Consider the following 13,636-nt stretch of genomic DNA (forward strand, 5'->3'; position numbering starts at 1 on the left):
GCTCAGCGGTCGCCGTAGGTGACGATCTGCCCCGCGTCGGCGGGGTTGTGGCTCGGTGCCGCGGTGTTGGAGGAGACGACGCCCCACGCCGCGAACGCGGCGAGCGTGGCACCGATGATGCCGGCCACCGCCGCCGAGATCCACTTGACCATTCCGAGCCTCCACCGTCGTCTTCGAACGTCCATTACAACAGATCAGCCCGCCGGATGTCGCTCCGGCGTGCGGTGTCGGCGGTGTCCGCGCCGTGGCCGGGCCACGGTCGCGGCCGCACCCAGCACCGCGAGCGCGGCCAGGACGTCGGCGGCGAGCACGACGACCGTCACCGCCGGGGAACGCCGAACGGCCGCGACGGGGCCGGGCACCCGGTACAGCGAGACGTCGCTCCCGGCCCGCACCCGCGTCAACCCGGTCAACGCCACCGGCACCCCGGCCGGGGTCCGGTGCTCCACGACCACCCAGGCGATCCCGGCCGCGGCCAGCGAGCGGGCGAGACCGGGCCCCGCCCGCAGCGCCGCCGCCACCTGCCGCACCCGCGGGTTCTCCCCGCGCAGCACGGTCCGCCCCACCGCGAGCCGGTCGTCGACGACCGTCGCCGACGGCAGCAACCGCGGGGCGGGGTCGAGGACACTGCGCCCCGGCGCCCACGGGAAGCTGCGGTAGGCCGAGAGCGGCAGCACGGCGACGTCGCCGCTGCTGCCGGCCACGACACGACTCACGGCGGCCCAGTCGGCCGGGTAACGCACCGGCCGGAGCGGGACGCGCAACGTCGCCGCCGCGTCCGGCAGGACGAGCAGTGGCAGCAGCGCGGCGGCCACCGTCACGAGGGCGGACCACGGCGCGGCGCCGCGGCCGCGTACCGCCCCCGCGGCCCGGTCGACGGCGGCCCCGACCACCAGGGCCGAGGCCAGCACGAAGGGCACGAGCCACTTCTGCGTGTCGCGCAGCAGACCCGCCCCGGGGACGGCGTCGACGACCGAGCGCAGCAGCGCGCCGCCGCCGGGCAGCGCCGGCACGGCGGCCAGCAGCAGGCCCGCACCCGCCGTCGCGAGCAGACCGGCCGTGACCCGGCACCCCAGCAGGGCGCGCAGTCGCGGCACGCCGGCCACCGCCGCCACGGCGAGGACGACGAGCCACGCGAACGCGTGCAGTCCACCGCGGCTCGCCGGCACCACGTCGGCGTTCCAGATCCCGCCGCCGCCGAGCAGACTGAGCACCGTGCCGCCGGCGTGCTCGGCGCGCGGGGCGAACGCCGCCACGGCACGGGGGTCGCTCGTCCCGGCCGACGCCGAGGTCACCGCGGGCAGCAGCCAGGGCAGCTGCACCACGACGGCCAGCGCGCTCGCGAGCAGGTCACGCGTCCCCCGGCGCAGCACCGCCGCGACCACGACGGCGACGGCACCGCCGATCAGCGCCCCGGTGGGCGTGATGGCCGCGGCGGCCAGCGCGACGGGGCACAGCGCCCACGCCCGTCGGCCCCGACCGGCCGCGATCCCGAGCACCAGCCACGGCAGCGCGGCGTAGGACCACAGCAGTGCCCACTGGCCGAGCGCCAGGCGCTCCACCACGAACGGGTTCCACACCGCGGCCGTCGCCGCGGCGAGCTGCCCCGCGAGCGAGCACCGGCGCAGCAGCGCCGCACAGCCGAGGCCGGCGGCGAGCAGTGGCAGCGTCACCGCCACCCGGCCGACCACCGCGCCGTCAACGAGCCGCTCGACCATCGCGATCAGGGCGTCCAGCGGTACTGCACGGGGCGCGGCGGAGGTGATGCCGAAGCCGGCCGCGTCGAGCGGTTGCCGCGGGGTGAACACCATGTCGTGCGCCAGCAGGTAGCCACGACCGGTGATCGGCCACACGAGCAGGGCGGTCAGGACGACCACCCACCCGCCGACCAGCAGCCGGGCGCGCCGACCGGCCGTCGCGCGGTCCCCGCGGACGTGCGCGGACGCGGGCGCGGTCACGGCTGCACGATAGCCAGGACGCGGTGACGGCAGCCGCACCCCGTCGCCCGTGCTCGGTACAGTCGGCGCGGCAGCGGGAGCAGGAGGTCGCGGTATGACGCTCGCGGGCGTGCGCGGTCCCCGGGTGGCCGCAGCGCTGGTGCCGGGGGCGTTCCTCGCGGCCAACGCCCTGAGCTACGCGCTGCTCCTCGCCGCCGCGCACCGGATGCCGGCGGCCGCGTACGGCGAGCTGTCCTCGCTGCTCGGCCTGCTGCTCGTCGCGACGATCCCCATGCTGGCCCTGCAGACCGTCGCCGCCCGTCGCGTGGCCGTGGACGGCGGCGAGGCGGGCATCGTCGCGGGCACCGTCCGCATCGGGCTCGCCGCCACCGGCGCGATCCTGCTCGCCTCGCCGGCGCTCGCCGCGTTCCTCCACCTGCACGACGTCGTCGGTGTCGTGATGGTCGCGGCGACGGCGTTGCCGCTGGGCGTGATCGGCGCGGCCTCGGGGCTGGCCCAGGGGCGCCGGCAGTACCGCCGGCTGGCGCTGCTGCTGCTGGTCGGCACCGGCGGACGCTCGTTGGGTGGAGTCGTCGCGGTGCTGCTGTTCGGCACCCCGGACGCGACCCTGGCCGGCATCGCCGTCGGCACCGTGGCGGCGGCGGCCGGGATCGCGCTCGACCGTGCCCGGACCCGCCCGCCGCAGGACGGCGCAGCGGCCCGCGGGGTCGTCGTGGAGGCCGCGCACGCCGCACACGCGCACGGGCTGTTCCTGCTGTTGACGAGCATGGACGTCCTGCTCGCCCGGCATGCCCTGCCGTCCGCGCAGGCCGGCGTCTACGCCGTGGGCGCCGTGGCCACCCGGGCGGCGCTGTGGCTCCCGCAGTCGGTGCTGCTGCTGCTGTTCGCCTCGCTCGCCCAGCAGCACAGTCGTCGCGCCGCCGGCCGCCGCGCGACCGCGGTCGTGCTCGGCTCGGCGTTGCTCGCCGTCGCCGGGACCGCCCTGCTCGGCCCGCTCGTCGTCGGCGCCATCGGCGGCGCCCGCTACCACGAGCTCGACCCGGTCGTCTGGCTGTGGACCCTGCTGGGCGCCCTGCTCGCGATCCTGCAGCTCGCCGTGCTGGCCGGTCTCGCCCGCGGCAGCCGGCGCCGCGCCGCCCTGCTGTGGGCCGTGCTCGGCGGTTACCTCGTCGTGGTGGTCGGGGTGGGCGGCGTCGACACCCCGCGCCGGCTCGTGCTCGCCCTCGTCGGCGTCGTCGGTGTCGCCGCGGTCGTCTCGCTGTGGCTGGTGCTGCGCGAACCGGCGGCGCTCGCCACCGCCGTGGCCGACGACACCGCTGCGGGCGACGACACCGCTGCGGACGACGACACCGCTGCGGACGACGACACCGCGGACACCAGGGACGCCGCCAGCCGCTGACCGGCCGGGATCAGGAGACCGACGCAGGCCACGGCCCCGGCGAGAACGCCCCGTCGACCCCGGTCCCCAGCGACGCGGCCGCGCCGGCGGGGGTCGGGTACACGTCGTTGCGCACCCAGTTGTCGACGGTCTGGATGAGCCCGACCCGCTGCTGGTCGGTGAAGTTGCAGTGCCCGGCGCCGTAGGGGGCACCGGTCTGCTCGGAGTAGGTCTTCGGCGGGGCGACGTACAGCTGGACGAGGCGGTCCGCCGCGCCGCGCTGGCGGGCCCGCTGCGCGAGCACCGACTCGTTCTGCACGAGCACGAGCGGGTCGGCCTCGGTGTGCATCGTGACGGTCGGGACCGTGATCTTGCCGGTGGTGTCGCCCAGCTTCTCGAAGGCGGTGCGGGCCGCGGCGTCGGCACTCACCCGGGGCGCCTTCGCCAGGGTGGCCGAGTACTGGTCGGGCTTGCCGCCGACGGTCTCGAGCAGGGACTTCTCGCGCGCCGAGATGCGCGCGGCGTAGTCGGTCGAGCTGTTGTCCGACGGGTTGCCCTTCACCCGCTGCTCGATGTCGTAGCGACCGAGGGTGCCGTAGGCGAGGGCGGTGAGCAGCGACTCGACGGTCGCCTTGACCTGCGACTCGATGTCGGCACCGTCGTAGGTCGCGGTCTTGGTGGCGGCGTCGACGAGCGCACCGACGTAGAGCACCTTGGCCGTGCCGCCGCCCGCGGTGTCGGCCGCCGTCTTCTGCAGGACGGCCGAGGTGTGGCGCCACTGCGCGTTGGCCTCGTCCGCGCTGGTGTAACCGGTGAGCTTCAGACTCGGGTCGACGAGGGTCTTGATCGCGAACGCGACGTCGAGCGCCACGTCGAGGTTGAGGTTGGGGCCGGCCACCGCGCCGCACATGGGTGCCGCGCCGTCGACCCACGACGCGTTGCGTTCGGCGACGATCTCGGAGATCAGGCCGCCGAGCGAGTCGCCCCACACGTACGTCCGGTTCGGTGTGCCGACGGTCTTGGTGAACTTGTCGTGCAGCGCCTCGGCGGCGGCGACGCCGTCGGCCACCGCCCAGCCGTTGGACTTGTACGCCGAGCCCGCGAGCGCGTACCCCTTGGCGAGCAGCTGCTTGCTCAGCGCGTCCTGACCGGTGCCGTCCTCGTCGGTGGAGCTGACCTGCGCATCGGTGCTCGGCGTCTCGAAGCTCGGCGGGCCGGCCTGCGCGAAGCGGTAGCCGTGCGAGTACAGCAACAGCGTGCCGTTCCACCTGGCGGGCAGGACGATGGCGTACTTCGCGCCGTCGAGCGTGCCGGTGCACGAGCTGCCGCACGTCCTGAAGGACACGTCGGTGTCGCCGGAGCTGACCCTGCTCTGCCGGGCGGACACCCCCGTCGTGGACGAGGCGCAGGCGGACGCGACGGTGACGACGGCGAGGAGCGCGGCCGGCAGCAGTGCGCGGCGACGAGGAGACATGATGGCATCCTGCACCATGTGGACGACGAGTTCGATGACGCATGGGCGGTGGCGGCGACCGTTCCCGGTTGGCTGACCCACGGCCAGGCACGCGCCCTGTGGGATGCCGCCCGACAGCTGCCGGTCGGCAGCGCGATCGTGGAGATCGGCAGCCATCAGGGCCGCTCGACGGTGGTGCTGGGACGCGCCGCCGCCGCAGCCGGGGCTCGCGTCATCGCCATCGACCCGTTCATCGGCGGCGCGATGTTCGGTGGTTCGGCCACCCGCGCCAAGTTCGAGCGCAATGTCGCCGACGCCGGCGTCGACGGCGTCGTCCAGCTGGTCACGCAGCGCAGCACCGTGCTGCGGCCCGCCTGGGACACGCCGCTGGCCATGGTCTACGTCGACGGCAAGCACGACTACTGGACGGCCCGCGACGACCTGCGCTGGGTCGCGCACGTGCCGCCCGGCGCGCCGGTGCTCGTGCACGACTCGTTCTCCTCGATCGGCGTGACCGCCGCGATCCTGGCGCACGTGCTGCCCGGCCGCGAGCTGCGCTACCTCGGTCGCGTCGGCTCGCTCGCCCGGTTCGAGGCCGCGGCACCCGGCCGCCGGGATCGCGCGCGCATCCTCGCCGAACTGCCCTGGTTCGTCCGCAACGTCCTGATCAAGGTCGTCCTGCGGGCGGGGCGCGTCGTCGGCTATCGCCGCTCGGATCCGTACTAGGTGTCCTGAGCCCGATGCGGACCCGCGCCCTCTCGCCCGATGACGTCGCCGCCGTGGCACGGCTGCGTGCCCGCGTCGACACGTACTGGTTCGGCGCGCCCGAGTCCGACGAGGCGGAGACGGCCGAGGAGCTCGCCCGCGTCGCGTCCGAGCACGGGCTGCTCGTCGTCGACGGCGATCGGCTCGTCGGCGCGCTCTGGTGGTGGAGCACCACCGGGACGGTGCTCGTCGATCCCGCTGCTGCGGATTCCGACGCGGTCATAGCGGTGTCGCTGGACTTCGCCGAGCGCATCGGGGTGCCCGAGGTGCACGCGCTGTCGCGCGACGAGCGGTTGCGCGCCGCACTGGACGCGCGCGGCTGGCGGCACACCCACTCCGGATTCGACCTGCTGCGTCCGGTGAGCGACGACTGGACCCTCCCCGCGCCGCACTGGCCGGCCGGGGTCGCGCTGGCGCCGTTCGCGTCGCTCGACCCGCACGACGTGCACGAGCTGATCTACGTCGCCGCCGAGTGGTCGGCCGTTCCCGGCCACGTCACGCGGCCGTTGGCGGAGTGGCGCTCGATCTTCCTCGACCCGGTGTCGCCCGACCTGCACCTGGTGGCCGCACGGGGTGACCGGCTCGTCGGCGTCGCGCTGGGACGGATCTTCGCCGACGGCACCGGCTGGCTGGCGCAGCTCGCCGTGGCTCGCGCCGACCGGGGTCACGGGCTGGGCCGCGCCCTGCTGCTGGCCGCCCTGCGCCACTACCGCACGGCCGGCGCGACGGTGCTCGGCCTCGGCGTGGAGGCCGAGAACGCCACCGCCCTGCGCCTCTACGAGGGCGTCGGCCTCCGGATCGACCGCGAATGGCAGACCTTCGCCTACTGAGCTTCTCGCTGGAAGCCGTCAGCAACAGCGCTCGCCGGGCCCACCGGAGAACGGGACGACAACAGAAAAGTGCCGGGGAGGCGGGTCAGTGGGCGGCGTCGTGCCAGGTGCGGCCGACGCCGACGGAGACGTCCATGGCGACGTCGCCGAGGTCGATCGCCCCGGCCATCTCGCGCCGGACGAGTGCCTCGACGGCCGCCCGCTCCCCCGGCGCGATCTCGAGGACGAGCTCGTCGTGCACCTGCAGCAGCAGGCGCGAGCCGAAGTCACCCTCGGCCAGGGCCCGGTGCACGCCCAGCATGGCGATCTTGATGATGTCGGCGGCGCTGCCCTGGATGGGCGCGTTCAGCGCGGCCCGTTCGGCCATCTCGCGCAGGTTGCGGTTGGTGCTGTTGAGATTGGTCAGGTAGCGGCGGCGTCCCATGATCGTCTCGGTGTAGCCGTCCTGCCGCGCGACGTCGACGACCGAACGCAGGTAGTCGCGCACCCCACCGAAGCGGGTGAAGTACGCCTCCATCTGACCGCGGGCCTCGTCGGTGCCGATCTTGAGCTGCCGGGCCAGCCCGAACGCGGACAGGCCGTACGCCAGGCCGTAGCTCATCGCCTTGACCCGCCGCCGCAGCTCGGGGTCGATCTGGTCGACCGGGAGGTCGAAGGCTCGCGACGCCACGAAGGTGTGAAGGTCCTCGCCCGTCGTGAAGGCCTCGATGAGACCGTCGTCGTGCGACAGGTGCGCCATGATGCGCATCTCGATCTGGCTGTAGTCGGCGGTCATCAGCGTCTCGTAGCCCTCGCCGACGACGAACGTCTCGCGGATGCGGCGCCCCTCGGCCGTGCGGACCGGGATGTTCTGCAGGTTGGGGTCGGTGGACGAGAGCCGGCCGGTGGCCGCGATGGTCTGGTTGAACGTGGTGTGGATGCGGCCGTGGTCGTCGATCAACGGGATCAGCCCGTCGACGACGGACTTCAGCCGGGCGACCTCGCGGTGCTTGAGCAGCAGCGCCAGCACGGGGTGCTCGGTCTTGACGTAGAGATCCTGCAGCGCGTCGGCGTCGGTGGTGTAGCCGGTCTTGTTGCGCTTGGTCTTGGGCAGCTGGAACTGGTCGAAGAGGATCTCTTGGAGCTGCTTGGGCGAGCCGAGGTTGAACTCGCGGCCCACCAGCTCGTGCGCCTGCGCCTCGACGTCCTTGACGCCGTCCCCGAGCTCCTGCTGCAGGTCGACGAGCGCGCCGGGGTCGGCGGCGATGCCGACCGCCTCCATGTCGGCGAGGACGTGGGCGAGCGGGAGCTCCATGTCGACGAGCAGGTTCGCGGCCCGACCGGCCTCGGCGAGCTGGTCGCCGAACGCGTCGGCGAGGTCGCGGACGGCGGTGGCGCGGACGGTCTCGACCTCGGCCAGGGCGTCGTCGGACTCGTCGACGCCGCCGTCGAGGGTGAGCTGGCCGGAGTCGTTCTCGACGTTGCTGCGCAGCTCGCGCCGCAGGTAGCGCAGCGCGAGGTCGGCGAGATCGAACGCGCGGGTGTCGGGACGCAGCAGGTAGGCCGCGAGCTGGGTGTCGCTCGTGACGCCCGCGAGCTGCCACCCGTGCTGCCGCAGGGCCAGGAGCGGCCCCTTGACGTCGTGGACGGCCTTGGGGACCGTCGCGTCGGCGAGCCACGCGCCGAGCGCCTGGTCGTCGCCCGGGCTGAGCGCCGCCGGGTCGACGTAGGCGGCGTCGCCGTCGCCGGCGGCCAGGCCGATGCCGGTGAGCGAGCCGATGCCCCGGCCCCAGCTGCCCCGGAACGAGACGCCCACCCGGCGCCCGTCACGGGCGTGCTCGTCGAGCCAGGGGGCGACCTCGTCGACGCCGAGGCGGACGAACGCGACGTCGAACCCCTCGTCGGCCTCGGGCGCGGCGGCCGCGACGCTGTCGAACAGGCGCTCGCGCAGCACCCGGAACTGCAGGTCGTCGAAGAGCTTGTGCACCTCGTCGCGGTCCCACTGCTGACGCGCGAGCGGGTCGAGGCCGCCGGCGAGATCGACGTCGAGCGCGACGTCGCGGACGAGCTCGGTGAGCCGACGGTTGAGCATGACGCTGCCGACGTGCTCGCGCAGCGCGTCGCCCACCTTGCCCTTGACCGTGTCGACCTGCTCGATCAGCTCGTTCAGCGAGCCGTACTCGCGGATCCACTTCGCGGCGGTCTTCTCGCCGACGCTGGGGATGTTGGGCAGGTTGTCGCTGGGATCGCCCCGCAGCGCGGCGAAGTCCGGGTACTGCACCGGCTCGAGGTTGTACTTGGCCCGGACCTCGTCGGGGGTGAAGCGGGTCATCTCGCTGACGCCACGCTTCGGGTAGAGCACCGTCACGTGGTCGTTGACGAGCTGCAGGGCGTCGCGGTCGCCGGTGCAGATGAGCACGTCGGCGCCCTGCGCCGTGGCCTGGGTCGTCAACGTCGCGATGACGTCGTCGGCCTCGTACCCGTCGACCATGAGGGTGGGGATGCGCAGCGCGTCGAGGACCTCGCGGATGAGCGTCACCTGGCCGCGGAAGTCGTCGGGGGTCTCGCTGCGCCCGGCCTTGTAGTCGGCGTACATCTCGGCCCGGAACGTCTTGCGGCTGACGTCGAAGGCGACGGCGACGTGCGTGGGCTGCTCGTCGCGCATCAGGTTGATGAGCATCGACGTGAAGCCGAAGACCGCGTTCGTGGGCTGCCCGGTCGTGGTCGACATCTCGACCTCGCGCAGCGCGTAGAACGCGCGGTAGGCGAGCGAGTGCCCGTCGAGCAGCAGCACCGTGGCCGTCTGCGCCCCCGTCGAGGTGGCGGTCGAGGCTGTCACGCCTTCACTCTAGGGCGCGGGTACGACGACGGCTCAGGCGCCGCGGCCCACGGCCCGGTGGCCGAAGCCGGCCCGGTCGCGGCGGGCCATGCGGGCCCGGCGCAGCGCAGCCATGCGGCCGGCGACGTCGGTCATCCCCAGCGACCGGCGCAGCACCGCCGTGGACGCTATGCGGTGCACGACGAGCGGTGCGAACCCGATGCGGGCGAGATAGCGGTTGCCCTCGCGCGACCCGGCCGCCGAGGTGGCCAGGACGTGCTCGACCGCGGCGTCGTCGGCGAGGTGCACGGCCGCCGCGAGCAGGGCCCGCCCGATCCCGCGGCGGCGGCAGCGCGGCGCGACCAGGAGGTGGGTCACGTGCAGGACCGGCGTGAGCTCGACCGTGCCGACCTCGTCGACACGTGCCCCGAGCATCCCGACGACCGCGGCGTTCTCGTCCGTCGCCACGAGCAGCGTCCGCTCGGTGCGGTCGAGCAGGTCGGCGAAGCGGCTGCACAGCCGTTCGGTGCTGGTCCCGGCCTGCCGCGCGGCGTGACCGGCCCCCTGCGGGTCGACCGTGTGCACCAGCTCGGCGAGGGCGTCGATGTCCTCGGGCGTGGCCGGACGGACGCGCACGTTCGCTCGTGACATCCAGTGCTCCTGTCGGCGCGGTGCTGCGGGCCCCTCCCCCGCGGGCGTCCGGGTACGCCCACGGGCCACCTTAGAACCACGTGTGCATGCGGGACAGGCCGGCCCCCGGGGTGGCAGCTAGCTGTCCCGGAGGTGGCGGCGACAGCCTGCGTCCTCTAGCCTCCCGCCGATCCGGCTCAGGTCAGCGAACGTCGAAACCGCCGCCCTCGATAATCGTCTGGACATTGCCCTCACGGGGGCAGGTGACGCGCGACGTCGCGCCGACCTTGACCCATGGCCCGTCGTATTCGCCGACATAGCTGCCGCGCAGCGAGTCGTAGCACTTCACGTACACCCGCACCTGACCCGTGCCACCCGTACACCTGGCCGATGCGGTCTTCCCACCGTTCTGGCCGGTGAACGTGCACGAGGTCGGCAGCGCGTCCGCTCCCACGGCGAACGCTCCACCGCCCAGCGTCAGCGCGGTCAGCGCGGATGCGACGACGGCGATACGTGCTCCTGCTCGAGACATGTGCTCCCCTAGACGGTCGAGTGCGGACCTGACCGGACGACCCTCGCAACCGGCTGTGGGACGGACAAGCGGTGGGGCGGTATTTGTCCGGCTTTATCCGGGTCGACTAGGACGCGACCTCGCCGCCGAGGTAAAGCGCGCGCACTCGGTCGTCGACGAGCAGATCGCTGCCGCTGCCGTCGAGAGCTACCGCGCCCGTCTCCAGGACGTAAGCCCAATCGGCCAGCGCCAGCGCCTTGGAGGCGTTCTGCTCCACCACGAGGATCGTCACGCCGTCGGCATTGATCTGGCGCAGGATGTCGAAGATCTGCTTGACGATCAGCGGCGCCAGACCCATCGACGGCTCGTCGAGCAGCAGCAGCTTCGGCTTGGCCATCAGCGCCCGGCCGATCGCCAGCATCTGCTGCTCGCCACCGGACATCGTGCCCGCTGTCTGCGTCCGCCGCTCCTTGAGCCGGGGAAACAGATCGTAGACGTGGTCGAACTCGGCACCCAGGTTCTTGCGGTCCTTGCGGGCGTAGGCGCCCATGTCGAGGTTGTCGGCCACCGTCATGCCGGGGAACACCCCCCGACCCTCCGGTGCTTGGCTGATCCCTCGGACGACTCGCAGGTCGGCGCGCAACCGCGAGATGTCCTCGCCCTGGAACGTGATGCGTCCGTTCGAGAGCGGCCGCAGACCGGAGATGGCGCGCATGGTCGTGGTCTTGCCGGCGCCGTTGGCGCCGATCAACGTCACGATGCGCCCCTCGTCGACCGAGACGTTGATGTTGTGCAGCGCCTCGATCCGTCCGTAGGACACCGAGACATCGGTGAGCTCAAGCAGCGCCATCGGTGTCTTCCTCCTCACCCAGGTAGGCGGCGACGACCGCCGGGTTGTTGCGGACCTCCTCCGGGCTGCCATCAGCGATCTTGTTCCCGAACTCCAGCACCACGATGCGATCGCAGACGCTCATGACGAGCCGCATGTCGTGCTCGATGAGCAGCACGGTGTAGCCCTCGTCGCGCACCTGCTTGATCAGCTCGATCAGTTCGTCCTTCTCGGCCGGGTTGAAGCCGGCGGCCGGCTCGTCCAGGCAGAGCAACTTCGGCTCGGTAGCCAGCGCACGGGCGATCTCGAGCCTGCGCTGGTAACCGTAGGGCAGGTTGCGCGCCTTCTCGGCCGCACGGTCGGCGATGCCCACGAAGCGCAGCAGTGCCATCGCACGGTCGACGGCCGACCGCTCCTCGGCGAAGTGACGCGGCATGCGCACCAGGGCGCCGAGCACGCTCGTCTTGTGCCGGGCGTCGGTGCCGACGACAACGTTCTCGAGCGCGGTCATCTCGTTGAAGAGTCGGATGTTCTGGAACGTCCGGGCAATGCCCATCTGCGTGATCTTGTTCTTGCTCTGTCGGCGGATCTCCTGCTGGTCGAACCTGACCTGTCCGCTCGTTGCACGGTAGACGCCCGTCATCACGTTGAAGCAGGTCGTCTTTCCCGCGCCGTTGGGACCGATGAGCCCGAGGATCTCGCCGCGCCGCACGCCGAAGCTGACATCGTTCAGCGCAGTGAGCCCCCCGAACTTGAGCGTGATGTGATCCATCTCGAGCAGGGTCTCGCCGATGGGGACGTCCGCCTCGCGGTGGACGGCGACAGCCTCGACGATCTGCTCGTCGCTGACCTCGTCGAGCGGCACGTCCTCGGGAAGCAGCGCCTCGCCCGTCGGATCGGACTCGGCAGACTTGGCGTGCCTGGGGGTCTCGGTCATGACACGGTGCCGATCGACGAGGCGCCCGAACCCTGGGCGTCGGACGAGAGCGCGCCACCCGACTCCGTGGGCGGTGGACCGCCGGTGATGCGCTGGTAGGCAGTGCGCCCGTAGGTGAGCAGTCGCTGCCGCGCGCCCAACAGACCCTGCGGCCGGAAGATCATCAAGACGATGAGGGCGATACCGAAGATGAGCAGTCGCTTGTCGGCGATCCCGGTGAACCGGTCCGGGATGTAGGACACCAACGCGCCGCCGACGATGACGCCCACCTTGTTCCCGGCCCCGCCGAGCACGACGGCGGCGAGGAACAGAATGGACGTGACCGGGTCGAACTTCTGGTTGTTCACGAAGCCGATCTGCGCCGCGTAGAGCGTGCCCGACAGGCCGCCGATCGCGGCGCCGACCACGAAGCCCCACAGCTTGAACTTGAACGTGGGTACGCCCATGATCTCGGCGGCGTCCTCGTCGTCGCGGATCGCCACCCAAGCACGACCGACGCGACTGCGCTCGAGATTCCCGACGAGAACGAGAACGACCACGATGAAGGCCACGGTCAGGTAGAAGAACGCCGTGCCGCCGGTCGTTTGCTGGAACACCGGATCCTTGCCCTCCGACCCGGGCGGGCCGCCGATGTTCTGGAAGCCGCTCTGGCCGCGCAACGGCGGAACGTTGTCCGCGACGAGGCGGACGATCTCGCCGAAGCCCAGCGTGACGATGGCGAGGTAGTCACCTCGCAGTCGCAGTGTCGGACCACCCAGGATCAAGCCGAAGATCATCGTGATGCCCATGGCGATCGGCACGCTGACGAGCCAGCCCCACGTGGGGCTGGTCAGGTACTGCACGGTGGAGTCCGAACTGGTCAGCAACGCGGACACGTAGGCGCCGATGGCGAAGAAGCCGACGTAGCCGAGGTCGAGCAGACCTGCCTGCCCGACGACGACGTTCAAGCCGATCGCGATCAACGCGTAACGGGACGCGTTGAACAGAGCGATGCCGAAGTCCGTGCCGGGCTCGGTCGACAGCGAGCCGATCAGCGGGGTCGTCGACTCGAGCAGCGGCAACACGATCAGGATGGCCAGGATGATGAGGCAGAACGCCCACTGCTGCGGACGCGGGAGCGAGTTCCACTTCAGGGTCGAACGTTGCCGGACGCTGCTGTACTCGGTGGGCAGTCCGGCGGCGAACCATGCGACCATCTCGCTCGTGTTCATCAGGACGATCGCGACGATGCCCAGCAGCACCACGGGTGCCGCGATCAGGGCAGCCGTGGCCGCCTGGATGCGACCGAGCCAGAGCAACATGACGATGATGGCGATGACGCTGCCGACGATGATCGCCTGGCGCCCCTTGGGAACGCCTCGACGCAGCAGGACGGCGCCCCACACCAGCAGGGCCGCCGCGAGTAGCGAGCTCACCCCGTCGAGAACGAACTCCAGCGTGCCGCCGGTGGCCTCGATGGCGGCCTTGCCGCCCTCGTAGACCGGGTGCTGCGCGAGGAAGTTGAGGCCGGCCAGCACCATCAGCACGGCGACGACGCCGGCGAACGCC

General features: G+C 72.3%; 12 protein-coding genes. 3 read left to right on the top strand and 9 right to left on the bottom strand.

Going from position 1 to position 13,636, the window contains the following annotated elements; all coding sequences use genetic code 11:
• Window positions 1-2 precede the first annotated feature (2 nt).
• Both BUE29_RS21750 and BUE29_RS01940 read right to left on the bottom strand, forming a co-directional pair.
• Window positions 3-152 (bottom strand): DUF2613 family protein, encoded by a 150-nt coding sequence (locus BUE29_RS21750; RefSeq protein WP_143167930.1) that lies wholly within the window; start codon window positions 150-152, stop codon window positions 3-5.
• A 42-nt stretch (window positions 153-194) separates the two neighbouring features.
• Window positions 195-1,958, bottom strand: coding sequence for an MmpA family trehalose lipid delivery protein (locus BUE29_RS01940; protein WP_073385222.1), 1,764 nt, complete (start codon window positions 1,956-1,958; stop codon window positions 195-197).
• Window positions 1,959-2,052: 94 nt separating this feature from the next.
• Here BUE29_RS01940 and BUE29_RS01945 point away from each other — a divergent pair, with 94 nt between their 5' ends.
• On the top strand, window positions 2,053-3,357 hold the full coding sequence (locus BUE29_RS01945; protein ID WP_073385225.1) for a polysaccharide biosynthesis protein: 1,305 nt from the start codon (window positions 2,053-2,055) through the stop codon (window positions 3,355-3,357).
• A 10-nt stretch (window positions 3,358-3,367) separates the two neighbouring features.
• On the opposite strand, the gene BUE29_RS01950 is transcribed toward BUE29_RS01945, so the two are convergent.
• Window positions 3,368-4,810, bottom strand: coding sequence for a hypothetical protein (locus tag BUE29_RS01950; RefSeq protein ID WP_143167931.1), 1,443 nt, complete (start codon window positions 4,808-4,810; stop codon window positions 3,368-3,370).
• 18 nt (window positions 4,811-4,828) lie between these two features.
• Here BUE29_RS01950 and BUE29_RS01955 point away from each other — a divergent pair, with 18 nt between their 5' ends.
• Window positions 4,829-5,515, top strand: a complete 687-nt coding sequence (locus tag BUE29_RS01955; RefSeq protein WP_200799997.1) for a class I SAM-dependent methyltransferase — start codon at window positions 4,829-4,831, stop codon at window positions 5,513-5,515.
• Between the two features lie 14 nt (window positions 5,516-5,529).
• Window positions 5,530-6,384: a GNAT family N-acetyltransferase gene (locus tag BUE29_RS01960; RefSeq protein ID WP_073385231.1), complete on the top strand. Its 855-nt coding sequence runs from the start codon at window positions 5,530-5,532 to the stop codon at window positions 6,382-6,384.
• 85 nt (window positions 6,385-6,469) lie between these two features.
• Here BUE29_RS01960 and polA read toward each other — a convergent pair whose 3' ends face one another.
• The 6 genes from polA to BUE29_RS01990 all read right to left on the bottom strand — a co-directional run bounded on the left by polA (window position 6,470) and on the right by BUE29_RS01990 (window position 13,284).
• Complete coding sequence (polA, locus tag BUE29_RS01965; protein WP_073385234.1) at window positions 6,470-9,202, bottom strand: DNA polymerase I; 2,733 nt, start codon at window positions 9,200-9,202, stop codon at window positions 6,470-6,472.
• 33 nt (window positions 9,203-9,235) lie between these two features.
• Window positions 9,236-9,832: a GNAT family N-acetyltransferase gene (locus BUE29_RS01970; RefSeq protein ID WP_084180609.1), complete on the bottom strand. Its 597-nt coding sequence runs from the start codon at window positions 9,830-9,832 to the stop codon at window positions 9,236-9,238.
• Window positions 9,833-10,013: 181 nt separating this feature from the next.
• On the bottom strand, window positions 10,014-10,265 hold the full coding sequence (locus BUE29_RS21755) for a hypothetical protein (RefSeq protein WP_073385240.1): 252 nt from the start codon (window positions 10,263-10,265) through the stop codon (window positions 10,014-10,016).
• Window positions 10,266-10,449: 184 nt separating this feature from the next.
• On the bottom strand, window positions 10,450-11,172 hold the full coding sequence (locus BUE29_RS01980; protein ID WP_073385242.1) for an ABC transporter ATP-binding protein: 723 nt from the start codon (window positions 11,170-11,172) through the stop codon (window positions 10,450-10,452).
• Complete coding sequence (locus BUE29_RS01985; protein WP_073385244.1) at window positions 11,159-12,088, bottom strand: ABC transporter ATP-binding protein; 930 nt, start codon at window positions 12,086-12,088, stop codon at window positions 11,159-11,161. Before BUE29_RS01985 ends, BUE29_RS01980 begins: the two co-directional genes overlap by 14 nt.
• Window positions 12,085-13,284 (bottom strand): branched-chain amino acid ABC transporter permease, encoded by a 1,200-nt coding sequence (locus BUE29_RS01990; protein ID WP_073386818.1) that lies wholly within the window; start codon window positions 13,282-13,284, stop codon window positions 12,085-12,087. Before BUE29_RS01990 ends, BUE29_RS01985 begins: the two co-directional genes overlap by 4 nt.
• Window positions 13,285-13,636: the final 352 nt, after the last annotated feature.

It is taken from the genome of Jatrophihabitans endophyticus, assembly GCF_900129455.1.
GTDB classification, from domain to species: domain Bacteria; phylum Actinomycetota; class Actinomycetes; order Mycobacteriales; family Jatrophihabitantaceae; genus Jatrophihabitans; species Jatrophihabitans endophyticus.